This is a genomic window from Kitasatospora sp. NPDC057542 (assembly GCF_042801945.1).
GTDB lineage: Bacteria > Actinomycetota > Actinomycetes > Streptomycetales > Streptomycetaceae > Kitasatospora.
In genome coordinates this window covers 15,070-36,858 of the sequence record NZ_JBHVFE010000030.1, presented here as the reverse complement: position 1 = coordinate 36,858, position 21,789 = coordinate 15,070, and the positions used below count along the sequence as shown (strand labels likewise).

The following is a 21,789-nucleotide window of genomic DNA, read 5'->3' as shown; positions in this document are numbered from 1 at the left end:
CTCCCTGGGTGCGCGGCCACGGCCTTCTCGTTTCCGGCACCTTTCGCCGTCGCCGCCACCGCCACCGCCACCGGTACCGGTACCGGTACCGGTACCGGTACCGACGCCGACCGCCGAAGGCCCTGACGCCCCCTCCGGCGAACCCGCCGACATTCCCACCCGCCCTCGACGTCCTTCCACTCCCTTCGCCCGCGCGGGCCGTATGCTGACGAACTGTTAGGTCTCTTGACAGACCAGTGGTCTATTCCAAACATAAGCATGTCGATCCGACCGGGATGCACTGTGGGGGTGTGACCACCGGCGGCTGAGGCACTGCCCTGCCATGTTCCGCTCCACCCCCGCTCCGTACGGCGCGCGCATTCGCACGCCGCCCGCGTCCACGCGAGTCGGTGGGCCTTCGCACGCCCGCACGCCCGCACGCCCGATATCCGACCCGGCCCCGGGACCGCGGCCGACCCCACACGGCCGCCCGGCCCGGACCGGCCAAATCTCCCCAACGTCCTGCCCCACCAAGTCTGTTGGAGAATCCATGCGCCTCCGCCGAACAGTCCAGGCCGTGTTGACGGCCTGCGCCACGCTGGCCGCCTCGGCCGGCCTGGTCGCCGCCGGGACGAGCTCCGCCCAGGCCGCCACCCCGCTTCCCAGCCGGGTCTTCGCCCCCTACTTCGAGGCCTGGACCGGCCAGAGCCCAGCCCAACTGGCCGCGCAGTCCGGTGCCAAGCACCTGACCATGGCGTTCCTCCAGACCGCCACCAAGGGCTCCTGCACGCCGTACTGGAACGGCGACTCCTCCATGCCGGTGTCCTCCTCGACCTTCGGCGCCGACATCGCGACCATCCGCGCCAACGGCGGGGACGTGATCCCGTCGTTCGGCGGCTACACCGCCGACAACACCGGCACCGAGCTGGCCGACAGCTGCACCGACGTGAACCAGATCGCGGCCGCCTTCGAGAACGTGATCACCACCTATGACATCAGCCGGATCGACCTCGACATCGAGGACAACTCGCTGACCAACAGCGGCGGGATCGATCGCCGCAACAAGGCGATCAAGCTCGTGCAGGACTGGGCCGCCACCAAGGGACGGAACATCCAGTTCTCCTACACACTGCCGACCACCACCTCCGGGCTGGCCGACAGCGGCCTCGCGGTGCTGCGGAACGCGGTCAGCAACAACGCGCGGATCGACGTCGTCAACATGATGACCTTCGACTACTACGACAACGCCACCCACGACATGGCGGCCGACACCCAGACCTCCGCACAGGGCCTCTACAACCAGCTCGCCAGGCTGTACCCGTCCAAGACCCCCGCCCAGCTGTGGGGTTCGATCGGAATCACCGAGATGATCGGTGTCGACGACTTCGGCCCGGCCGAGACCTTCACCCTGGCCAACGCCAACACCGTGTACAACTGGGCGGTCTCCAAGGGCATCAACACGCTGTCCTTCTGGGCGCTCCAGCGCGACAACGGCGGCTGCCCGGGCACCAAGGGCAACGACAACTGCTCCGGGATCGCCCAGAACACCTGGGACTTCACCCACATCTTCTCGCCGTTCACCAGCGGCTCGACGGTGAACAACGACTTCTCGGTGTCGGCCAGCCCGAACTCCGCGACGGTCACCGCCGGTTCGTCCACCTCGGCGACCATCGCGACGGCTGTGACGGCCGGCTCGGCACAGAGCGTCAACCTCACGGTCAGCGGCGCCCCGGCCGGCGTCACCGCCACCGTCACCCCCGGCAGTGTCACCGCCGGTAACAGCGCCACGCTGAACATCGGCACCACCTCCTCGGTCGCGCCCGGGAGCTACCCGATCGCGGTCACCGGCGCGGCGGCCTCCGGCAGCCACACCAGCACCTTCACCCTGAACGTCACCGGCACCCAGCCCGGCAACGACTTCTCGGTCGCCGTGAACCCGAACTCCGGCACGGTCGCGGTCGGTTCGTCCACCTCCGCCAACATCACGACGGCGGTCACCTCGGGCTCGGCGCAGAACGTCAACTTCACGATCATCAGCGTCCCGGTCGTCGGCATCAACGCCACCGTCACCCCCGGCAGCGTCACCACCGGCAACAGCGCCACGCTCAACATCTCCACCACCGCGGCCGCGACTCCGGGCACCTACCAGCTGGGCGTCACCGCCACCGGGGCCTCCGGCAGCCACACCGCGACCTACACGCTGACCGTCACCGGGAGCGGCCCGACGACCGGGCTGGTCAACGGTGACCTGGAGAGCGGCAGCCTGGCCCCGTGGACCTGCCAGAGCGGCGGCGCCGTGGTTTCCGCCCCGGTCCACTCCGGCACCAAGTCGCTGCAGGCCGCGGCCACCGCGAGCCAGACCGGCGAGTGCTCGCAGACCGTCACGCTGAAGCCCAACACCAGCTACACCCTGAGCGGTTGGGTGCAGGGCAACTATGCCTACGTCGGCGTCAGCGGCGGCGCCACGGCCAGTGCCTGGGCCAACTCCTCCGGCTGGACCAAGCTGTCCGCCCCCTTCACCACCGGCGCCAACGGCACCGTCACCGTGTACCTGCACGGCTGGTACGGCCAGGGCAACGTGTACGGGGATGACTTCTCCATCGCCTGAGTCCGCTTCGAGTGACGCATGACGGATGACAGCTGACAGATTTCAACATCTGTCAGCTGTCATCCGTTTTCTGTTCGCTGTCTCCTGTTCGCTGTTATCTGTCCGTCGCGACTTGTCCGCCGTCAGTTGACCGGCCGCCACCTGCGGCCCGCCACCTGCCGACCGCCCACCCGTCAGCCGCCCGCCGTCCGCATCCGCTCCGGTCGGCACAGCGCCAGGTACACCACCGTCGCCAGCACCCCGCAGACCAGGACCACCAGCGCCATCAGCACCGCCGACGGCTGACCACCGAGGCTGCTCAGCGGTGCGACCACCGCTCCGCACAGGAAGTTGCCCGTCCCCAGCAGCGCCGACGCCGTACCGGCCACCTGCGGCTCGACCAGGCCGAGCGCCTGGGCAGCGGTGTTCGGCAGGAGCACCCCCAGGCTTCCCATCATCACGAACAGCGGCGGGCAGAACCCGGCCAGCCCGAAGTCCCACACCGTCGTCAGCAGCACCAGCGCCACCCCGGCGGCGACCGTCGCCGCAAGGCTGCCCAGCATCAGCGCCCGCTGTGTGAAGCGCGGTGCCAGCACCCGCCCGTTCACCTGGGTCATCACCACGATCGCGAGCGAGTTCAGCCCGAACAGCAGGCTGTAGGTCTGCGGGGAGACCCGGTACACGTGCTGAAGCACCGTCGACGATCCGCTGATGTACCCGAACAGCGCCCCGAAGGCGAGCGAGCTGGTCAGCGCCAGCCCGAGGAACGGCAGGTTGCGCAAGAGCCGCCGCATCGTCCGCAGGGCCGCGCCCACCCCGCCGCCGTCCCGGGTTTCCGGGGGCAGCGTCTCGCGCAGCACCCCGAAGGACACCAGGGTGAGCAGCAGCCCGAGCGCCGTGAGCACGCCGAAGGTGCCGCGCCACGAGGTGAACCGCATCAGCTCCGCGCCGATGATCGGGGCGAGGATCGGCGCCAGCCCGGATATCAGGGCGATCGAGGCGAGGAAGCGCAGCAGCGCGACGCCCTGGAAGCGGTCCCGGGAGACGGCGCGCCCGATCACCAGCCCGGCGGAGCCGGCCGCGCCCTGGACGAACCGGGCGGCGATCAGCACCGACAGGTTCGGCGCGAACACGCACACCACGCTGGACAGGGTGTAGAGGACGAGCCCGACGAGCAGCGGCGGGCGGCGCCCGTAGCGGTCGCTGAGCGGTCCGAAGAGCAGCTGCCCGGCCGCGACCCCGAACATCGAGAAGGTCAGGGTGAGCTGGACGGCGGCCGGCTGGGCGTCCAGGTCGCCGGCGATCGCAGGCAGGCCCGGGAGGTAGAGGTCGGTGGTGAGCGGGCCGAGCGCGGTGAGACCGCCGAGGACGGCGATCACGGTCCAGCCGGGACGGGTCCGGCCGGTGGCCGGTGCGGGGGCGGGTGTGCTGGCGGCAGCGGTCGACGTGTCGTCGGTGGGGCCGACGGTCGGGCCGGGCATGGCGCTCCTTACGGACGGGTGACGTGGGGTTCGTTCGCGCTCCGTCCTATCGCAGCCCGGCGCCGTTCCGACAGCGGGGGTGCGCGCTGTTCGGCCGCGGGGGTGCGTCCGGCCGATCGTCCGCCGCCCGTTCCCGGCCCGCACACGACGACGGCCCGCCCGCACCTTCCGGTGCCCGGCGGGCCGTTCCGTTCCCTGGTCAGGAGTGACGAGGAGGGGTGGGGAGGACTGCTGCCCGGTCGGCGCACCCGAGGCGCCCGCCGTACTCAGTGCTTGGTGACGTGCTCGGCGCGCAGCGCCGCCTGCACCGCGGCGCCGTCCTGCCACGCGTAGAGCTGGTTGCCGGTCAGCGCCACGTTGTAGTGCCCGCAGGTGCCGCTGGCCTTGGTCGCGACGTTCTCGGGGAACCAGCCGGCCTTGAGCGACTCCGGCACGGGGTGCGCGCTCTTGCCCGGCAGCCCGGCGGTGCAGCCGGCGGGCAGCCGGCCCTCCGGGAGGGTGGCGCTCAGCAGGCGGTCGTCGCCCGTGGTGGACATCAGGTACTTCACCGCGGAGGCGTTGTCGGGCAGCCAGGCCGGCATCGACCGGCGGTCGGCCTTGGCCTGGGTGCCGGTCTCGTACGAGCCCTGCTGCTGATGGTGCTCGTCGTACCAGTCGGACACCCGCGGGCCGATTGCCACGGCCGCCACGGCGACGGCCATGCCGGTGCCCGCGACTCCCAGCGCGACCTTGCTCACGATGCCCTTCATGCCCGACTGCCCTCTCCGTGTCGTGACCGGTGCGGCCGCTGCCGCTCGTCTGCGCTGCCGGTGGCTGCCCAGATCCGCGTCAGCGGCCCGGTCGGCGCGCTCCACCGGCCGGTGCAACCATCGTGGCCCGTCCGGACCCGTCGGATCGTCACCACCAGGTCGCGACCTTGTCTCCAACCCACGGGGTACCTTCTCCACCTTCAGGCGTATGCCATTCGACAGGGACCCTGAGGCCAGAGGGTTCCGGGCCCGCAGGACCCGGCTACGCGCCGCTCCGACTCTCAGGTCGGCACGCCCGGGTCGAGCACGGCCCGAGCCCCGATCGAGCGTTGCCCAAGCCCGGCGCCGCCGCGGCTCGGCCTGCTGCGCCCGGAGCAGCGGCGGCCCCCAGCGCCTCGACCGCCGCGCCTCAGACCGCCGCCGGTACCGGCCTGGCGACCGGGAACGGGCGACCGTCGAGGGTCCAGTGCGGGTCGATCGGGCGCAGCAGCGAGGCGTACACCTGGGCGGCGACGTCCGGGTGGCGGATCTCGCCGGTGGGCGGGCCGGCCGGGATGTCGTGCCCGGCGCAGGCGACCCAGGCCGTCCGCTCCTCGGCCGTACGGCCGCCGTGGCCGCCGGTGTCCACGTGCCCGTGGTCGGTGACGACGATGACCGTCCACTGCTCCTCGGCGTAGGTCGCCCGGCCGCCGACGGCGTCCAGGAGCCGGCCGAGGCGCTCGTCGGCGGTGCGCATGGACGCGCGGTACTCGTCGCCGCAGCCCAGGAAGTGGGCGGTCTCGTCGACGGCACCGAGATAGACGAAGGAGGCCTCGGGGTCGGCGGTGCCGAGGACGTGGACGGCTTCCCGGGTGATCTCCTCGTCCACCGCCTCCCAGGCCTCGGGGGTGTCCTCGGCGGGGGCGACGTAGGAGAGCCGGCCGGGCGCGCGGAAGAGCGGGCCGCCGGAGTCGTTGATCATCAGCGGGTCCCAGCCGGCGGCCACGAAGGTACGGCGACGGTCACCCCGGTTGAGTCGGGTGGCGAAGTCGGGGAACACGTCGAGCCGGTTGCCGCCCAGGTGGTTGCCCCAGACTCCGTGCTTGGCGGGCTCGACCCCGGTCACGATGGTGGCCCAGCACGGCCCGGACATGGTGGGCGTGGAGTCCGCGACGGTGACCGGCACCAGGAACCCGGCCTCGGCGACCTCCTGCAGGCGCGGCATCGGCACCTGCGCCAGGTAGTCGTGACGGACGCCGTCGATCCCGACGACGAGCACGCGGGGGCGGGGCCACTGGGCAGCGGACATGGTGGGGGTTCCTTTCGGTCGTGCGCACCCGGCCGCACCCGCCGAGGGCGCCGCCGACCGCGCCATGTTTCACCGGCCGCCGTACCGGCCGGCGTCCCTCCACCGAACGGCAGGTGTCCGCACGGTGTCGGAAGCGCGCGCCTGGAATCCGCCAGGGGCTCGTCCGCCGCCGACCGCGCGGGGCGAGCTGCCCACGGCCCCCGCCGCCGACCGCCGGGACGCGGCCTGCGGCGGGGCCGGTCACGACCGCGGGTTCGGTCCAGGCCCGGCCACGGCCCCGGGTTCGGTCAGGGCTGCGGGCGGAACTCGTGGACGAGCTCGATGCGGCCGACGATGTGCCGGTTGAACTCGGCCAACTCCTCGGCAGGCACCCAGAGTTCGAGGATCGTCCGGCCGCCCGCCTGCTGCACGGGGTAGCGGGCGAGGAAGGCGGTGTCGACCTCGAAGCGGGTGACGTAGCCGACGCCGGAGGCGGGGACGTTCCAGTCCCGGGCGATCCGGATCGCGTAGTCCTCGTTGAGGACGGGGTAGAAGATCGGCTGCTCGGGCAGCCGGGGCGGCCACGCACGCCAGTCGGCGGCCTCGACCAGCGCCAGCTCCTCGGGGCCGGTCGGGCGCCAGAGGGTAGTGGTCAGGGGCGTCATCGGGACGGACTCGCTGGTCATGGCAGGAACGGTAGCCGGGCCGTGACGGGCCCGGCCACCGGTTTCCCCGGCCGGAGAAGGACGGGCGGCGGCCCGTCAGCGGTAGGCGGACTCGCCGGTGATGGCCTCGCCGAGGACCAGGGTGTGGATCTCGCTGGTGCCCTCGTAGGTGAGCACCGACTCCAGGTTGTTGGCGTGCCGCAGCACCGGGTACTCGGTGGTGATGCCGTTGGCGCCGAGGACCGTCCGGGCGCTGCGGGCGATCTCCAGCGCGGTGCGGACGTTGTTGAGCTTGCCGAAGCTGACGTGCGGCGGGCGGGCCGCGCCCTGCTCCTTGAGCCGACCGATCCGCAGGGCGACCAGGTAGGCCTTCTCCACCTCCAGCATCATCTCGACCAGCTTCTGCTGGGTCAGCTGGAAGCCCGCGATCGGACGGTCGAACTGGATCCGGCTCTTGGCGTAGTCCAGGGCGGCGGTGTAGCAGTCACGGGCGGCGCCGACGGTGCCCCAGAGGATGCCGTAGCGGGCCTCGTTGAGGGAGGAGAGCGGTCCGCGCAGCCCGACCACCCCGGGCAGCACGGCGTCGGCGGGCAGCACCACGTCGTCGAAGGCCAGCTCGCTGGTGACCGAGGCGCGCAGCGAGAGCTTGCCGTGCACGTCGGTGGCGGTCAGGCCGCGGGTGCCGCGTTCGACCAGGAAGCCACGCACGCCCTCCTCGGTCTGCGCCCAGACCACGGCCACGTCGGCGATGCTGCCGTTGGTGATCCACATCTTGCTGCCGGACAGCACCCAGTCGCCGCCCTTGCGCACTGCCCGGGTGCGCATGTTGGCCGGGTCCGAGCCGAAGTCCGGCTCGGTGAGGCCGAAGCAGCCGATCAGTTCGCCGGCGGCCATGCCGGGCAGCCAGCGCTGCTTCTGCTCCTCGGAGCCGAAGGCGTGGATCGATCGCATGGCGAGCGAGCCCTGGACGGAGACGAAGCTGCGCAGTCCGGAGTCGGCCGCCTCCAGCTCCATGCAGGCCACCCCGTACGCCACCGCGTCGGCGCCCGCGCAGCCGTAGCCGTCGAGGTGCATGCCGAGCACGCCCAGGGCGCCGAGCTCGGGGGCGAGTTCACGGGCCGGGAAGACCCCGCGCTCGAACCAGTCGCCGATGTGCGGGCGGATCCGCTCCTCGGTGAACCGGCGGACGGTGTCGCGGATCAGCCGCTCCTCGTCGGAGAGCAGGTCGCCGACGGCGAGCAGGTCGGAAGGGTCGATCCGGGTCGGCTTCGTCATTGAAGCTCCTTGTACTCTCGGCGGAATACCGGCGAGTATTCCGCACCCGGCCGGGCGGCGGGCGAGCGCGAACGAGTGAGGATGGCGACATGTCCGACGGTGCCTACGTGGTCGGCGAGGTGACGGCTCAGGAGCTGGCCGGCTCGGCGGAGGAGCTCGCCGGGCTACTGGTGGAGACCGTGCACGGCGGCGCCTCGGTCGGGTTCCTCGCCCCGCTGCACCCGGACGAGGCCGCAGCGTGGTGGCGGGGGCTCGGCCCGGACGTCGCAGCCGGCCGACTGGTGCTGTGGACCGCCCGGGCCGGGGACGACGGACGGCTCGCCGGGACGGTGCAGCTGCGACCGGCCACCACCGCGAACGGCCGCCACCGGGGTGAGGTGGCCAAGCTGATGGTGCACCCCACGGACCGCGGGCACCGGTTGGCCGGGCGGCTGCTGGCGGCACTGGAGGAGCGGGCAGTGGAACTCGGCATCCGGCTGCTGGTGCTGGACACCGAGTCGGGCAGCCCGGCCGAACGTCTGTACGAGGCGGCGGGCTGGAGCCGGGTCGGCTCGGTGCCGGACTACGCGGCCGACCCTGCGGGCACGCTCCGGCCGACCACCATCTTCTTCAAGTCCCCGACGCGCTAGCGGAACGGGAACGAACGGGAGCAGGACATGGCACGGTGGGCGCTGGTCGCCGAGGAGACGGTGGGCATCGGCCAGGACCGGACCTGGGGCAGCACGGTGCTGGCCGAGGTCGAGGGCACCCGCGAGGAGGCCGTCGAGGAACTGAAGCGGCTCGTTCCCTCCTACACCCCGCAGCATCCCTTCAACAGCCGGCGCCGGACGCTGCTCCGCGACGGGGACACCTACCTGCTGATCTCGCGCGGCAGCATGCGGGACTACCACTGCGTTTTCAAGGTGTGGGAACTGCTGTGGGACAGCAGTCGGCCGGAGGTCCAGGCCGAGCGGCTGGCCGAGGGCTGACACGGGCGGGGGTTCCCCCGCTCACCCCACCCCGCACAACCGCAGCAGCGCCGTGGTCGCCGCACCCGCGACGACCACCGCCGGGAACGGCGCCCGGCGCAGCGCGAGCACCCCCGCGACCAGCACGCCCGCCGGACGGGCCCACCCCGCGAAGCCGTGCCCCTGGGTCAGCGCGCCGGTCGCGATCAGCGCCACCAGCAGCACCGCCGCCGCGGCGGCCAGCAGGTGCCGCAGCCGTTCCGAGAGGGTGAGCCGGCCGCCGAGCAACGGCCCGGCGAGCCGGAAGGCGTACGTCCCGACGGCCAGCAGCAGGACCGCGTACAGCGGCATCATCGGACCGCCTCCTTCTTCCCGTTCACCGCGTTCTGTTCGTCCGCCGCCGCCTCTGCCGTCGGCCGTCCGGCGAACAGCAGCCCGACGAGGGCGAGCAGCACCGGCAGCCCGGCCGGGACGAACGGCGTGGCCGCGACCGCGACCACGGCACCGACCACCGCCGCCGTACGTGTGCGGCGGTCCGCGAGCGAGGGCAGGACGAGCGCGAGCAACACTGCCGGGAAGGCCGCGTCCAGGCCGAGCGCGTCCGTGTCGCCGATCAGCCCGCCCGCGAGCGCGCCGAGCAGCACCGAGATGTTCCAGACCACGAACAGGGCGATCCCGCAGAGCCAGTACACGGCCCGGCGCCTGCACGGCTCGCTCTGCTGCAGGGCGAAGGCGGCGGTCTCGTCGGTGAGCAGCTGCGCCCCCGCCAGCCGTCGCCACCGTGGGCCGTCGAGCACGTCGGCCACGGTGAAGCCGAAGGGCAGCAGCCGGGCGTTGAGCACCAGTCCGGTGGCGACCGCGGCGAGGGCGCCGCCGCCGGAGAGCACCACGCCGACCGCCGCGAACTGGGAGCCGCCGGCGAACACCAGGACGGAGAGGGCGATCGGCACCCAGAGGGGTAGACCGCCGGAGACGCTGATCGCGCCGAAGGAGGCGCCGACGAGGGCGTCGGCCAGGCAGACCAGAGCGACGTCCCGAAGGGTGGCACGTTCCAGTGTTCGAATGAGCGAACGCATGTTCATTAGAGTGAACGGCTCGACCCCGTTCGTCAAGGCGAACAGGCGGGCCGATCGGGCGAACGACGACCAGGGCCCGACCGTGGCAGCATGAACGGCGGCATCAGCCGACCGGGAGCCGCGGAAGGGGCCAGGAGGAAGCGTGAGTGGCGAGCATGAGTGACCAGACCACCCCGGCCATGGGCCCCCGCGGCTCCAGCGGCTCCACCGGCAGCAGCAATGGCGGCGGCAGTGCCAGCGGCAGCGGCAGCGGCAGCGGCAGCGGCGCCGAACTGATCGGGCAGATCGCTGCCTCGATCCGGCGCGAGCGCGAGCGCAGCGGGCTGTCGATGGCCGAGCTGGCCCGGCGCGCGGGCATCGCCAAGTCCACGTTGTCCCAGCTGGAGTCGGGCGCGGGCAACCCCAGCGTGGAGACGCTCTGGGCGCTCGGGGTCGCACTGAACGTGCCGTTCAGCCGGCTGGTGGACCCGCCGCGCCCGGTGGTCAAGGTGATCCGGGCCGGCGAGGGCCCGGTGACCCACTCCGAGCGCGCCGACTACGCCGCCACCGTGCTCTCCTCCTGCCCGCCCAACGCCCGGCGCGACATCTACCGGATCGAGGCGCAGCCGGGCGAGACCAGGGCATCCGATCCCCACATGCCCGGCACCGTCGAGCACGTGCTGATCGGTGCCGGACGGGCTCTGGTCGGGCCGACGGAGGCGCCGGTCGAGCTGGGCCCGGGCGACTACGTGAGCTACCCGGGCGACGCTCCGCACGTGTTCCGCGCCCTGGCTCCGGACACCCTCGCGGTGATCGTCATGGAGCACATCTGACGGATCACCGGCCACCGCGGGGCGCGCGCGTCGGCTACTTCAACAGCCGGTCCAGGAAGGGGTTTCCGAACACCCGGTGCGGGTCGTGGCGGTCCAGGACGGCGACCGCCTCGTCCCAGCCGGGCCCGCCGCCGGCCCGCAGGCTGTCGGGGACGGCCCGGTCGATCAGGTCGGAGTCGGACCAGGCGGCGGCGTCGGTGTAGGCCCAGCCCTTGGACCACTCGACCCGCAGGCCCGCCCGGGTGCCGTCGAAGGTGCGCAACAGCCACTGCTCCAACTCCCGGGCGAAGCGCTCCAGTCCGGGAGTGCCGGGGAAGGCGAGGACGTCCAGCCAGACCGCCGTGTCCCACTCGGGGCGGTCGGCGCGCGGGCGCAGCGCGGACAGCAGCGGGGGCCGGGCGCCGGGGACGCCGGAGGAGGCCGGGTCGTCCAGGCCGGTGACCCGGATCTCCACCGCGCCGTTCACCGGGAACTCGCCCCGAGCCTGGTAGGACGCGAGCAACTCCCGGTAACAGGCGGCGAATTCGCTCACCACCCACTGGAGGTCGGCGCGCTTGGCGAGGACCGCGTAGCCGTTCGCGGTGACCCGCAGGGTGGTCGGGCGGATGTAGTGGAGCAGGGTGCGGGAGGGGCCCCAGAGGTCGGAGCGCAGTCCGCCCGCGAGCAGGTGGGTGAGCACCTCGCCGCTGAGCAGTCGGCCCAGCAGCCCGCCGGAGAGCAGGACATCCGTGATGTCGCCGGTGAGCCCCACCTTCGCGACCAGGTACTGGAGTTGGCCGAACAGCGGGGCCGATGCCCAGGCGCCGGTGACGATCTCGTCGGCGAGCCGGGCGACCGGTTCCGGAATGCTGTCCGAGAAGGGGTAGTTGTAGGGGCGGTCGACGGCCAGGGAGGCGAGCGGCTTGTTCGGGGTGACGCTCCAGGTCTTGAGCCAGGGGTACTCGGTGTAGGCGAACCAGATCACCTCGGCCCGGCCGTCGCGCTCCACGAAGTCGGCGAGGGTGCGCGGGCCTCCCCCGCCGCCGAGGACCCCGCCCAGCACTCCCCCGAGCACTCCGCCGAGCCCGCCGCCACCACCGGTGTCCGCACCGGCACCCGTACCGGTGCCCGGGCGGGCGAAGAGCTCGCTCGCCGGGATGTCGAGCCGACTGACACAGCGCAGCGGCCGGTCGGCGCCGGCCCGCAGCACCACCTCGGTGAGGAAGGCGCGGCCCAGGTGCACCAGGAAGGCGGCGCTGTCGGCCTCGGAACGGTCGAAGGTGCGCAGCGCGTAGCGGCCGGTGGCCGGGTCGAGGACGACGGCCGTGAGTCGGACGACCTGGTTGCTGACCGAGCCGTACCCGTGCCCCTCCGGTCGCACCTCCCCCGCCGCCGGCGCGGCGGTGCCGTGGCCGCCGATGGCGAGCACACCACCGACGGTGATCTCGCCGGGGGCCGGGCAGGCGGTCAGGCCGAGGCCGCGGGCGGCCAGGTGTGTGAGCAGGGCCTCCATGGTGGCGCCGGTCTGCACCCGGACGGTCCCGGGCGCGTCGGCGCTGATGGCGGTGAGGTGGCGGCTGGTGTCCACGAGCAGGATCCGGGCACTCTCCGGGGTCCCGGTGGCGACGGTGAGCGGCGCCCAGGTGTGCCGGTAACCGGAGGCCCGCAGCCGCCAGCCGTTGGCGTGCGCCCAGTCGGCCAGGGCCGGGACCTCCTCGGGGGTGCGGGGCGCGCAGGTCCACAGCTGGTCGGTGCGGATCTCGCCGGACCAGTTGCGGAAGACCCGCTGATAGAGCTCGGTGCCTGCGGGCAGTCCGGGCGGTACGGGCGCGGCGGCCTCGGCGCTGTCCGGGCCGATGGTGCCGCGCAGCAGCCAGGCCGCGCCGCCGAGCGCCGCCGACGCGCCCAGCAGCTTCCGGCGGGTGAGGCCACCGGGGGTGCTCTTCCGCGTGTCCGCCGGGGCGGTCGAAGGGGCCTTCGTGTCAGCCTTCGTGTCGGCCTTTGCATGGGCCTTCGCGGGGGCGTCCACCAGGGCATTCATTGGGGTCATCCCCTCCGGTGTCGCCCCGCCAACCGTTCCGCCCACCGGGCCGTGTTCCGTGGTCATCCGTCCGTCCGCCCCCTCGCACTGGTCCCCCGGGGCCGGGCTACGGCGATCCGGGTCCGGCCGGAGTCCGCCCGGCCCGGTCCGGAGCGTATGGAGGGGCGCACGGCGGTTTGAAGCGTCCACCCGGGATCTCACTCCTTCGAGTGAGATCCGTTCGATCGGCCCGGGAGCCCGGTCCACCTGCCCAGTCCCTCGCCCGAGCTCTGTTGCCCGTGTCCTCCGCGGGCGCATAGGTTGATCACGATCACCCCACCCCGCCCGCCGGAGGCTCCGCCATGCCCTCGTCCGCGTCCTCGCTCGCGAACTCTCCCGTGCCCGCAGCGCTGACCGTCGCCGTCGCCCAGCCCGTCTGCGCCGCCGCCGGCCGTCCGGACACCGTGTCCGAGAACGTCGCCCTGCACGCCGCGGCGGTGCGGGAGGCCGGCACCCGGCTGGTGGTGTTCCCCGAGCTGTCGCTGACCGGCTACGACCTGGCCGCGCCGGCCGTCGACCCGGCGGACGGCCGGCTCGCACCGCTGGTGGCGGCCTGTGCCGCCACCGGTGCCGTCGCCCTGGTCGGGGCACCGGTCACCGAGGCCGGCGGGCGCGAGTCCATCGCCACGCTGGCGGTCACCGGGGAGGGCGCCGAGGTCGTCTACCGGAAGATGCGCCTGCACGGCGCCGAGGTCGAGCGATTCGCCCCCGGCGAGCAGCCCGTCGTCCTGGAGCTGGACGGCTTGCGGCTCGGCCTGGCCGTCTGCGCGGACGCCGCCGACCCGGCGCACGCCGAGGAGACCGCCGCGCTCGGCATCGACGCCTACGTCGCCTCCACCCTCTACGGGCCCGGCGCCGCCCAGGCCGAGCGCCGGGACGGCCACTTCCACGACCGGGCGGCCGCCCACGGGGTGTGGTGCGTGCTGGCGACCTGCGCCGGGGCCAGCGGCGAGTACCCGGAGAGCTCGGGCGGCTCCGGCGTCTGGGCCCCGGGCGGAGACCTCGTCGTCCAGGCCTCCACCGCCCCGGGCGAGCTGGTCCGCGCAGCGCTGCCCCGGCGGTAGGCGCCGGGCCCGGAACCGGATCACCCGACCGGAAATACCTGCGCCCCACGCGCGGCTGTGGTGATCGGAGATCCGTTCCGGGCCGGTCGGGCCCGTACAGGAGGTGCAGCGCGCGATGGGTGGCCAGCAGGAGAAGCCGCAGGAGTACCGGATCGAGCACGACTCGATGGGCGAGGTCAGGGTGCCGGCCGACGCGAAGTGGCAGGCACAGACGCAGCGGGCGGTGGAGAACTTCCCGGTGTCCGGCCAGCGGCTGGAGCGGGCGCACATCGCCGCGCTGGCCCGGATCAAGGCCGCCGCGGCCCGGGTGAACGCCCGGCTCGGTGTGCTGGACGAGGAGACGGCGGAGGCGATCGCGGCGGCGGCCGGGGAGGTCGCGGAGGGGCGCTGGGACGACCAGTTCCCGGTGGACGTGTTCCAGACCGGCTCGGGCACCTCGTCCAACATGAACACCAACGAGGTGATCGCCACCCTGGCCGGGGAGCGGCTGGGCCGGCCGGTCCACCCGAACGACCACGTCAATGCCAGCCAGTCGTCCAACGACGTCTTCCCGTCCTCGATCCACATCGCCGCCACCGCCGCCGTCACGCACGACCTGGTGCCGGCGCTGGAGCATCTCGCGGAGGCTTTGGAGCGCAAGGCCGCCGAGTTCGCCCAGGTGGTCAAGTCGGGCCGCACGCACCTGATGGACGCCACGCCCGTCACGCTCGGCCAGGAGTTCGGCGGCTATGCGGCGCAGGTGCGGCACGGGCGGGAGCGGCTGCTGGCCACCCTCCCCCGGGTCGCCGAACTCCCGCTCGGCGGGACGGCGGTGGGCACCGGCATCAACACCCCGCCCGGTTTCCCGGCGGCCGTCATCGCGGAGGTCGTCCGCGTGACCGACCTGCCGCTGACCGAGGCCCGGAACCACTTCGAGGCGCAGGGCGCGCGGGACGCCCTGGTCGAGCTGAGCGGTCAACTGCGCACGGTGGCAGTCGGGTTCACGAAGATCGCGAACGACCTGCGCTGGATGGGCTCCGGTCCGCGCACCGGGCTCGGCGAGATCAACCTGCCGGATCTCCAGCCCGGTTCGTCGATCATGCCGGGCAAGGTGAACCCGGTGCTGCCCGAGGTGGTGCTGATGGTCGCCGCCCAGGTGGTGGGCAACGACGCGACGGTCGCGCTGGCGGGCGCGAGCGGCAACTTCGAGCTGAACGTGATGCTCCCGGTGATCGCCCGCAACGTGCTGGAGTCGGTGCGGCTGCTCGCCAACAGCGCCCGACTGCTGGCCGACCGGACGGTGGACGGCATCACCGCCAACGTCGAACGGGCCCGGGAGTTCGCGGAGTCCTCACCCTCGGTGGTGACCCCGCTGAACCGCTACATCGGGTACGAGGAGGCCGCGAAGGTCGCCAAGCAGGCGCTGGCCGAGCGCAAGACGATCCGTCAGGTGGTGGTGGAACGCGGCTACGTCGAGCAGGGCCGACTCACCGAGGAGCAGCTGGACGAGGCCCTGGACGTGCTGAGGATGACGCGCCCTTAGTGGGCCGTGCGATGGCCGGCGCGCGTCGGGGCACGACCTCGCACGTTCGTCGCCTGGGGGAACGCCCGGGGACGCGCGCCGGGGCGCGGCGGGCGGCTGCGCCCTCCGCGCCCCGGTCACGGGCTGCGGGGAAGATCAGCCCTTGGCACGGCCGGCCCGGCCGCGCCGCATCGACGCTCCGTTCGAGGTCATGGTCGCCATCGAGATCGCCGCGAGGCCGAGCAGGAACATCACGGCACCCACGATGATGCAGGTCACGATGTTCTTGCCGTGCGCGACGGACCCGGAGACGACCCAGGGGGAGATGATCGTCCAGACACCGAGCGCGGCGGCGGCCCAGGCCCGCGCGTGGGTGCGTTCGTAGGCCGATCCGTAGCCGGCCATCAGGACCGTGTAGGCCAGACCCACGATCAGGCAGGTCACGGTCAGGGTGCTGTACGCGGTGAAGCCGACGATCCATGGCGATGCCGCCAGGAAGAGACCGGCCAGGACGGCCAGGGCTTCCACGCCCTGGGCGCGGGGGGTCGTTGTGACCCGCTCGTAGCGTTCGCGCAGTTCGACGATGTCCGGATGGTGCTCCATGCCCGTCGTCGGGATATGGGTTGCCACCGATACCACCTCCTGTGGTCGGAACCGGTAAGGCGCTTGCCCCGTACCCATTCTGGCGCTTATCTAGTGTTTTGCACCTGATGGTCTGGAATGATCGATAACCATCCGATCACGCCGGTGACCTGCGTCTCAACCATCCGGGTCGCCATTGCCTATGCAACTCGTTGCATAGCAGGATGCGGGCCATGGCACTGGAGCACGCGATCCTCGTCTCGCTGCTGGAGCAGCCCGGCTCCGGCTACGAGCTGGCCCGGCGCTTCGACCGCTCGATCGGGCGCTTCTGGACCGCCACCCACCAACAGATCTACCGGGTGCTACGGCGGATGGAGGCGGACGGCTGGGTGGCCGCGCAGGAGATCCCCCAGGACGGACGTCCGGACAAGAAGGTCTATTCGGCGGCCGAGGCCGGACGGGCCGTGCTCGCCGACTGGCTGCGCGAACCGGTCGAGCCGGAGACCGTCCGGCACGAGCTCGCGGTCAAGATCCGGGCCGCCGCCTTCGACGACCCGGCCGCGCTGGTGTCCGAGGTCGAACGCCATCGCGAGAGCCACTCCGCCCTGCTCGCCCGCTACCTGCACGGCGAGCAGCGGGACTTCCCGGACGCCACCGCGCTCGACGCCGGGCAGCAGTTGCAGCACGTGGTGCTGCGCGGCGGCATCGAGTACGAGCGGATGACCCTCGCCTGGCTCGACGACGTGCTCGCCACCCTGCGCCGCCTCGCCGCCGACCGGCCGTCCTGACCAGCCACCCCGTCCTGCCGTCGCGACCGGCCGACCAGCCAACAGGAACCGGACGACGGCGAACAGCCGGCAGGCAACGGGTGACAGATAACAGATGACAAACTCTGAAATCTGTCACCTGTTATCTGTCATCAGAACCCTGTCGGCCCGCAACCCGCCCTCCTCACACCCTCGACCCCTCGGGAGCCCCTCGATGCTCTTCAACCCGCGCAGCTACGACCCCGCACAGTTCGACGAGCCGACCCGCCGGCTGCTGCGCGCGACGGTGGACTGGTTCGAGTCCCGCGGCAAGAAGGCGCTGATCGACACCTACATCGACCGCAGCTGGTACGCCGACTTCCTGGACTTCGCCGCGAAGGAGGGCCTGTTCGCGGAGTTCCTGACCCCCGCCGCGGCCGACCCCGACAAGCGCTGGGACACCGCGCGGATCGCCGAGCTGAACGAGATCCTCGGCTTCTACGGCCTCGGCTACTGGTACACCTGGCAGGTCACCATCCTGGGCCTCGGCCCAGTCTGGCAGAGCGAGAACGAGGCCGTCCGCGCCCGCGCCGCCAAGCTCCTCGCGGACGGCCACGTGATGGCCTTCGGCCTCTCCGAGCGCACCCACGGCGCCGACATCTACTCCACCGACATGATCCTCACCCCGGACGGCGAGGGCGGCTTCACCGCGACCGGTTCCAAGTACTACATCGGCAACGGCAACGTGGCCGGCCTGGTCTCGGTGTTCGGCCGCCGCTCGGACGTCGAGGGCCCGGAGGGTTACGTCTTCTTCGCCGCCGACAGCCGCCACGACGCGTACCACCTGGTCAAGAACGTGGTGAACGCGCAGATGTACGTCAGCGAGTTCCGCCTGGAGGACTACCCGGTGCGCGCCGAGGACGTGCTGCACACCGGCCGGGCCGCCTTCGACGCCGCCCTCAACACCGTCAACGTCGGCAAGTTCAACCTCTGCACCGCCTCGGTCGGCATCTGCGAGCACGCGATGTACGAGGCCGTCACGCATGCCCACAACCGGGTGCTGTACGGCAAGCGGGTCACCGACTTCCCGCACGTCAAGCGGGAGTTGACGGACGCGTACGTCCGCCTGGTGGCGATGAAGCTGTTCAGCGCGCGGGCCGTGGACTACTTCCGCACCGCCTCCCCCGAGGACCGCCGCTACCTGCTGTTCAACCCGATGACCAAGATGAAGGTCACCACCGAGGGCGAGAAGGTCATCGACCTGATGTGGGACGTCATCGCGGCCAAGGGCTTCGAGGCGGACACCTACTTCGACAAGGCCGCGAAGGACATCCGCGGCCTGCCGAAGCTGGAGGGCACCGTCCACGTCAACCTGGCGCTGATCCTCAAGTTCATGGGCAACTACCTGTTCGCCCCGGCCGACTACGCCCCGGTGCCGACCCGCCTGGACGCCGCCGACGACGTCTTCCTGTTCCGGCAGGGCCCGGCCCGCGGCCTCGGCGCGATCCGCTTCCACGACTGGCGCACCGCCTACGACCGCCACGCCGAGCTGCCCAACGTCGCCCGCTTCCGCGAACAGGCCGACGGCTTCTGCGCGCTGCTGCTCAAGAACGCGCCGAGCAAGGAGCAGCAGGCGGACCTGGACTTCCTGCTGGAGATCGGCCAGCTGTTCGCGCTGATCGTCTACGGCCAGCTGGTGCTGGAGCAGGCCGAGCTGACCGGCCTGACCGCCGCCGACCACGGCGGCGACGTGCTGGACCGGATCTTCGACGCGCTGGTCCGCGACTTCTCCGCACACGCCACCGAGCTGCACGGCAAGGCCTCGGCCACCGAGGAGCAGGCCGCCTGGGCGCTGGCGAACGTGCGCCGCCCGGTCGCCGACCCGGCGCGGGACACCCGGGTGTGGGCGCAGGTCGAGGCGCTCTCCGGCGCGTACGAGATGCAGCCGTAGCGCACGGGAGAAAGGACCCCGGGGGTGCCGGTCGGCGGGCCGGCACCCCCGGTTCACCTCTGCGGGGGAGCTCCGGTCGTCGCCGAAGCCCATGCCGCGGGCCCGGGCGACCACCGAGCCGTCCGACCGCACCCCCGGAGCCGCCGCCCGTGACCGCCCCGAGCCGGCCGGAACGACGTACGGTGGAACCGGAGGCCGTGTCATGCACGTCACCGGAACCCACTTCACCCACTTCGCCGACCGCACCGAGGCGGGCCGTCGACTGGCCGCCCGCCTGGGCCACCTGACCGGCCCCGACACCGTGATCGTGGCGCTGCCGAGGGGCGGCGTGCCGGTGGCCGCCGAGGTCGCCGCGGCGCTCGGCGCGCCGCTGGACATCTGCGTGATCCGCAAGCTCGGCGTGCCCTACCAGCCCGAGCTCGGCATGGGGGCGATCGGCGAGGGCGGCGTCCGGGTGCTGAACGACGAGGTGATCCGGTTCTCCGCGGTCACCGACGAGCAACTGGCCGAGGTGGAGCGGCGCGAGCGCGCCGAGCTCCAGCGCCGGGCCCGCCGCTACCGGGGCGACCGGCCGCCAGCCGACCTGCGCGGACGCACGGTGGTCGTGGTGGACGACGGCATCGCCACCGGGTCGACCGCCCGGGCGGCCTGCCGGATCGTCCGCAAGCACGGCGCGGCCCGGGTGGTGCTCGCGGTGCCGGTCGCGCCCGCGGACTGGACCGAGCGCCTCGGCGAGGTCGCCGACGAGCTGGTCTGCGTCGACACACCGTCCCCGTTCTACGCGATCGGCGAGTTCTACGCCGACTTCTCGCAGACCGAGGACGAGGAGGTGCTGCGGCTGCTGGCCGAGGCCTGCGGCGACCCGCCCGCGGCCAACACCGGGGTGGACCGCGAGCTGCTGCTGCCCGTCGCCGGGGTCGGCCTGGCGGGCCGGCTGACCGTCCCGGCCGGCGCGCGCGGGGTCGTCGTCTTCGCGCACGGCAGCGGCAGCGGCCGGCACAGCCCGCGCAACCGGCACGTCGCCGAGTACCTGAACCGCACCGGTCTGGCCACGCTGCTGTTCGACCTGCTCACCGAGGACGAGGAACCCGACCGGCGGAACGTGTTCGACGTGACGCTGCTGGGCGGCCGGCTGACCGCCGTCGCCCGGCGGCTGGGCGCCGCGGAGGGCGGCCCGGACACCGTCGTGCCCGAGACCCGAGACCTGCCGCTCGGCCTGTTCGGCGCCAGTACGGGCGCCGCGGCCGCGCTGCACACCGCCGCCGAGCTGGGCCCGGCCGTGCGCGCCGTGGTCTCCCGGGGAGGCCGCCCGGACCTCACCGCGCCCGACGCGCTGGCCCGGGTGCGCGCCCCGACGCTGCTCGTCGTCGGCTCCCTGGACTCCACCGTGCTCGACCTCAACCGGCAGGCCCGGAGCCGGCTGCGCTGCGAGACCGCATTGGCGGTGGTGCCTCACGCGAGCCACCTGTTCGAGGAACCGGGGACCCTGGACCGGGTCGCCGAGCTGGCCTCGGACTGGTTCCTCCGCCACCTCCCGCGCCCCACCGGCCGCGGAAGCGCGTGACCGTCCCATTGCGCAGACTTCGTGTATCACTCCCGGTCAGCAGCGCATTTTGCGCAGCCGACAGCGGGATTTCCTGACCAGCTTGTACACATTGAGCAGTCGAAATCCGACCTGTTGCCCAACCATCCCGACAGTAGCAAGCTCTCCGCAACCACACCGCCCCACCCGTTCGCGGTGCGGTCGTGACCCGGCGGAAGCCTCGACGGCGAGGCCCGAAGTGGAGGAACGAGCGATGACCCCGCAGTCCCACGCCCTTGAGTTGACCCCCGAGGAGCGCGAGGCCGGTCTTGACGCCGACCAGCTGCGCCGCCTCGTCGGCCTCGTCGAGCACGACGCGGCCGCCGATCCGTTCCCGGTGACGGCCCAGGACGCGGTCGTCTTCGTGGTCGGCAACGCCACCCAGACGGCCCAGTTCTACCAGGTCGTCTTCGGCATGGAGCTGGTCGCCTACTCCGGCCCGGAGACCGGCCGTCGGGACCGCAAGGCGTACGTGCTCCGCTCGGGTTCCTGCCGCTTCGTGATCAAGGGCGGCGTCCAGCCGGGCAGCCCTCTGCTGGACCACCACCGCCGCCACGGCGACGGCGTCGTCGACCTCGCCCTGGAGGTCCCGGACGTCGACAAGTGCATCGAGCACGCCCGCGCGTCCGGCGCCACCGTGCTGGAGGAGCCGAACGACGTCTCGGACGAGAACGGCACCGTGCGCCGCGCGGCCATCGCCACCTACGGCGAGACCCGCCACACCCTGATCGACCGCTCCCGCTACCACGGCCCCTACCTGCCGGGCTACGTCGTCGCGGAGAGCAAGGTGAAGCACCCGGAGGGCTCCCCCAAGCGCCTCTTCCAGGCCCTCGACCACGCCGTCGGCAACGTCGAGCTGGGCCGGATGGACGAGTGGGTGTCCTTCTACAACCGCGTCATGGGCTTCGTGAACATGGCCGAGTTCGTCGGCGACGACATCGCCACCGAGTACTCCGCGCTGATGTCCAAGGTCGTCGCCAGCGGCAACCACCGGGTGAAGTTCCCGCTCAACGAGCCGGCCGTCGCCAAGAAGAAGTCCCAGATCGACGAGTACCTGGAGTTCTACACCGGCCCCGGCTGCCAGCACATGGCGCTCGCCACCAACGACATCCTCACCACCGTGGACGTGCTGCGGGCGCGCGGCGTGGAGTTCCTCTCCACCCCGGACGCCTACTACGACGACCCGGAGCTGCGCGAGCGGATCGGCAAGGTCCGGGTGCCGATCGAGGAGCTGAAGAAGCGTGGCATCCTGGTCGACCGCGACGAGGACGGCTACCTGCTGCAGATCTTCACCAAGCCGATCGGCGACCGCCCCACCGTCTTCTACGAGTTCATCGAGCGGCACGGTTCGCTCGGCTTCGGCAAGGGCAACTTCAAGGCGCTCTTCGAGTCCATCGAGCGCGAGCAGGACCGGCGCGGCAACCTGTGAGCGTCGAGGAGCTCCGACGAACGGGTCTCTGACCGGT

General features: G+C 72.3%; 19 protein-coding genes. 10 read left to right on the top strand and 9 right to left on the bottom strand.

Features of this window, described 5'->3' with window-relative positions:
- The first annotated feature begins 529 nt into the window (after window positions 1-529).
- Window positions 530-2,587 (top strand): glycosyl hydrolase family 18 protein, encoded by a 2,058-nt coding sequence (locus ACFU7Y_RS06610; RefSeq protein ID WP_224279429.1) that lies wholly within the window; start codon window positions 530-532, stop codon window positions 2,585-2,587.
- 173 nt (window positions 2,588-2,760) lie between these two features.
- On the opposite strand, the gene ACFU7Y_RS06605 is transcribed toward ACFU7Y_RS06610, so the two are convergent.
- The 5 genes from ACFU7Y_RS06605 to ACFU7Y_RS06585 all read right to left on the bottom strand — a co-directional run bounded on the left by ACFU7Y_RS06605 (window position 2,761) and on the right by ACFU7Y_RS06585 (window position 8,003).
- Window positions 2,761-4,047, bottom strand: coding sequence for a multidrug effflux MFS transporter (locus ACFU7Y_RS06605; RefSeq protein WP_224279427.1), 1,287 nt, complete (start codon window positions 4,045-4,047; stop codon window positions 2,761-2,763).
- Between the two features lie 266 nt (window positions 4,048-4,313).
- The gene (locus ACFU7Y_RS06600; protein WP_224279425.1) at window positions 4,314-4,796 is read right to left on the bottom strand and encodes a hypothetical protein; all 483 of its coding nucleotides are present in this window, start codon (window positions 4,794-4,796) and stop codon (window positions 4,314-4,316) included.
- Window positions 4,797-5,205: 409 nt separating this feature from the next.
- A complete protein-coding gene (locus ACFU7Y_RS06595) occupies window positions 5,206-6,084 on the bottom strand; it encodes an alkaline phosphatase family protein (RefSeq protein WP_308020196.1) in 879 nt (292 codons plus the stop codon).
- A gap of 287 nt (window positions 6,085-6,371) precedes the next feature.
- Entirely contained in the window at window positions 6,372-6,749 is a 378-nt protein-coding gene (locus tag ACFU7Y_RS06590) for an ADP-ribosylation/crystallin J1 (RefSeq protein ID WP_374119955.1), read from the bottom strand.
- Window positions 6,750-6,824: 75 nt separating this feature from the next.
- Window positions 6,825-8,003, bottom strand: coding sequence for an acyl-CoA dehydrogenase family protein (locus tag ACFU7Y_RS06585; protein ID WP_224279423.1), 1,179 nt, complete (start codon window positions 8,001-8,003; stop codon window positions 6,825-6,827).
- An 89-nt stretch (window positions 8,004-8,092) separates the two neighbouring features.
- Here ACFU7Y_RS06585 and ACFU7Y_RS06580 point away from each other — a divergent pair, with 89 nt between their 5' ends.
- Both ACFU7Y_RS06580 and ACFU7Y_RS06575 read left to right on the top strand, forming a co-directional pair.
- Window positions 8,093-8,632 carry a GNAT family N-acetyltransferase gene (locus tag ACFU7Y_RS06580; RefSeq protein WP_224279420.1) on the top strand — a complete coding sequence of 180 codons (540 nt, stop codon included), beginning with the start codon at window positions 8,093-8,095 and terminating at the stop codon, window positions 8,630-8,632.
- A 27-nt stretch (window positions 8,633-8,659) separates the two neighbouring features.
- Entirely contained in the window at window positions 8,660-8,971 is a 312-nt protein-coding gene (locus ACFU7Y_RS06575) for a hypothetical protein (protein WP_224279418.1), read from the top strand.
- 21 nt (window positions 8,972-8,992) lie between these two features.
- Here the strand turns inward: ACFU7Y_RS06575 and ACFU7Y_RS06570 are convergent, their stop codons facing one another.
- Entirely contained in the window at window positions 8,993-9,301 is a 309-nt protein-coding gene (locus ACFU7Y_RS06570; protein WP_374119956.1) for an AzlD domain-containing protein, read from the bottom strand.
- Entirely contained in the window at window positions 9,301-10,026 is a 726-nt protein-coding gene (locus ACFU7Y_RS06565; RefSeq protein ID WP_224279414.1) for an AzlC family ABC transporter permease, read from the bottom strand. The genes ACFU7Y_RS06570 and ACFU7Y_RS06565 overlap by 1 nt, the downstream gene beginning before the upstream one ends.
- Before the next feature lie 329 nt (window positions 10,027-10,355).
- Between ACFU7Y_RS06565 and ACFU7Y_RS06560 the strand changes: the two genes are divergently transcribed.
- Window positions 10,356-10,838, top strand: a complete 483-nt coding sequence (locus ACFU7Y_RS06560) for a helix-turn-helix domain-containing protein (RefSeq protein ID WP_263454869.1) — start codon at window positions 10,356-10,358, stop codon at window positions 10,836-10,838.
- Between the two features lie 34 nt (window positions 10,839-10,872).
- Here the strand turns inward: ACFU7Y_RS06560 and ACFU7Y_RS06555 are convergent, their stop codons facing one another.
- Entirely contained in the window at window positions 10,873-12,867 is a 1,995-nt protein-coding gene (locus tag ACFU7Y_RS06555) for a cholesterol oxidase substrate-binding domain-containing protein (protein ID WP_224279412.1), read from the bottom strand.
- A 332-nt stretch (window positions 12,868-13,199) separates the two neighbouring features.
- On the opposite strand from ACFU7Y_RS06555, the gene ACFU7Y_RS06550 reads away from it, so the two are divergent.
- Window positions 13,200-13,961, top strand: coding sequence for a carbon-nitrogen hydrolase family protein (locus ACFU7Y_RS06550; protein WP_224279410.1), 762 nt, complete (start codon window positions 13,200-13,202; stop codon window positions 13,959-13,961).
- Between the two features lie 115 nt (window positions 13,962-14,076).
- Window positions 14,077-15,483: an aspartate ammonia-lyase gene (locus ACFU7Y_RS06545; RefSeq protein WP_224279408.1), complete on the top strand. Its 1,407-nt coding sequence runs from the start codon at window positions 14,077-14,079 to the stop codon at window positions 15,481-15,483.
- Window positions 15,484-15,618: 135 nt separating this feature from the next.
- Here ACFU7Y_RS06545 and ACFU7Y_RS06540 read toward each other — a convergent pair whose 3' ends face one another.
- On the bottom strand, window positions 15,619-16,092 hold the full coding sequence (locus tag ACFU7Y_RS06540) for an SPW repeat protein (protein WP_308020195.1): 474 nt from the start codon (window positions 16,090-16,092) through the stop codon (window positions 15,619-15,621).
- A gap of 185 nt (window positions 16,093-16,277) precedes the next feature.
- Here ACFU7Y_RS06540 and ACFU7Y_RS06535 point away from each other — a divergent pair, with 185 nt between their 5' ends.
- The 4 genes from ACFU7Y_RS06535 to hppD all read left to right on the top strand — a co-directional run bounded on the left by ACFU7Y_RS06535 (window position 16,278) and on the right by hppD (window position 21,752).
- Complete coding sequence (locus ACFU7Y_RS06535; protein ID WP_224279406.1) at window positions 16,278-16,832, top strand: PadR family transcriptional regulator; 555 nt, start codon at window positions 16,278-16,280, stop codon at window positions 16,830-16,832.
- A gap of 193 nt (window positions 16,833-17,025) precedes the next feature.
- On the top strand, window positions 17,026-18,741 hold the full coding sequence (locus ACFU7Y_RS06530) for an acyl-CoA dehydrogenase family protein (protein ID WP_224279404.1): 1,716 nt from the start codon (window positions 17,026-17,028) through the stop codon (window positions 18,739-18,741).
- A gap of 202 nt (window positions 18,742-18,943) precedes the next feature.
- Window positions 18,944-20,305 carry a phosphoribosyltransferase family protein gene (locus tag ACFU7Y_RS06525; RefSeq protein ID WP_380766658.1) on the top strand — a complete coding sequence of 454 codons (1,362 nt, stop codon included), beginning with the start codon at window positions 18,944-18,946 and terminating at the stop codon, window positions 20,303-20,305.
- Between the two features lie 232 nt (window positions 20,306-20,537).
- On the top strand, window positions 20,538-21,752 hold the full coding sequence (gene hppD, locus ACFU7Y_RS06520) for a 4-hydroxyphenylpyruvate dioxygenase (RefSeq protein ID WP_224284933.1): 1,215 nt from the start codon (window positions 20,538-20,540) through the stop codon (window positions 21,750-21,752).
- Window positions 21,753-21,789: the final 37 nt, after the last annotated feature.

Bases quoted from the DNA above. Each gene is read 5' to 3' on its own strand.
- ACFU7Y_RS06610 (WP_224279429.1), top strand. From the start codon at position 530: ATGCGCCTCCGCCGAACAGTCCAGGCCGTGTTGACGGCCTGCGCCACG.
- ACFU7Y_RS06580 (WP_224279420.1), top strand. From the start codon at position 8,093: ATGTCCGACGGTGCCTACGTGGTCGGCGAGGTGACGGCTCAGGAGCTG.
- ACFU7Y_RS06570 (WP_374119956.1), bottom strand. From the start codon at position 9,301: ATGCCGCTGTACGCGGTCCTGCTGCTGGCCGTCGGGACGTACGCCTTC.
- ACFU7Y_RS06555 (WP_224279412.1), bottom strand. From the start codon at position 12,867: ATGACCCCAATGAATGCCCTGGTGGACGCCCCCGCGAAGGCCCATGCA.
- hppD (WP_224284933.1), top strand. From the start codon at position 20,538: ATGACCCCGCAGTCCCACGCCCTTGAGTTGACCCCCGAGGAGCGCGAG.
- ACFU7Y_RS06590 (WP_374119955.1), bottom strand. From the start codon at position 6,749: ATGACCAGCGAGTCCGTCCCGATGACGCCCCTGACCACTACCCTCTGG.
- ACFU7Y_RS06595 (WP_308020196.1), bottom strand. From the start codon at position 6,084: ATGTCCGCTGCCCAGTGGCCCCGCCCCCGCGTGCTCGTCGTCGGGATC.
- ACFU7Y_RS06535 (WP_224279406.1), top strand. From the start codon at position 16,278: ATGGCACTGGAGCACGCGATCCTCGTCTCGCTGCTGGAGCAGCCCGGC.
- ACFU7Y_RS06550 (WP_224279410.1), top strand. From the start codon at position 13,200: ATGCCCTCGTCCGCGTCCTCGCTCGCGAACTCTCCCGTGCCCGCAGCG.
- ACFU7Y_RS06600 (WP_224279425.1), bottom strand. From the start codon at position 4,796: ATGAAGGGCATCGTGAGCAAGGTCGCGCTGGGAGTCGCGGGCACCGGC.
- ACFU7Y_RS06525 (WP_380766658.1), top strand. From the start codon at position 18,944: ATGCACGTCACCGGAACCCACTTCACCCACTTCGCCGACCGCACCGAG.
- ACFU7Y_RS06605 (WP_224279427.1), bottom strand. From the start codon at position 4,047: ATGCCCGGCCCGACCGTCGGCCCCACCGACGACACGTCGACCGCTGCC.
- ACFU7Y_RS06585 (WP_224279423.1), bottom strand. From the start codon at position 8,003: ATGACGAAGCCGACCCGGATCGACCCTTCCGACCTGCTCGCCGTCGGC.
- ACFU7Y_RS06545 (WP_224279408.1), top strand. From the start codon at position 14,077: ATGGGTGGCCAGCAGGAGAAGCCGCAGGAGTACCGGATCGAGCACGAC.
- ACFU7Y_RS06560 (WP_263454869.1), top strand. From the start codon at position 10,356: ATGGCCGAGCTGGCCCGGCGCGCGGGCATCGCCAAGTCCACGTTGTCC.
- ACFU7Y_RS06575 (WP_224279418.1), top strand. From the start codon at position 8,660: ATGGCACGGTGGGCGCTGGTCGCCGAGGAGACGGTGGGCATCGGCCAG.
- ACFU7Y_RS06530 (WP_224279404.1), top strand. From the start codon at position 17,026: ATGCTCTTCAACCCGCGCAGCTACGACCCCGCACAGTTCGACGAGCCG.
- ACFU7Y_RS06565 (WP_224279414.1), bottom strand. From the start codon at position 10,026: ATGCGTTCGCTCATTCGAACACTGGAACGTGCCACCCTTCGGGACGTC.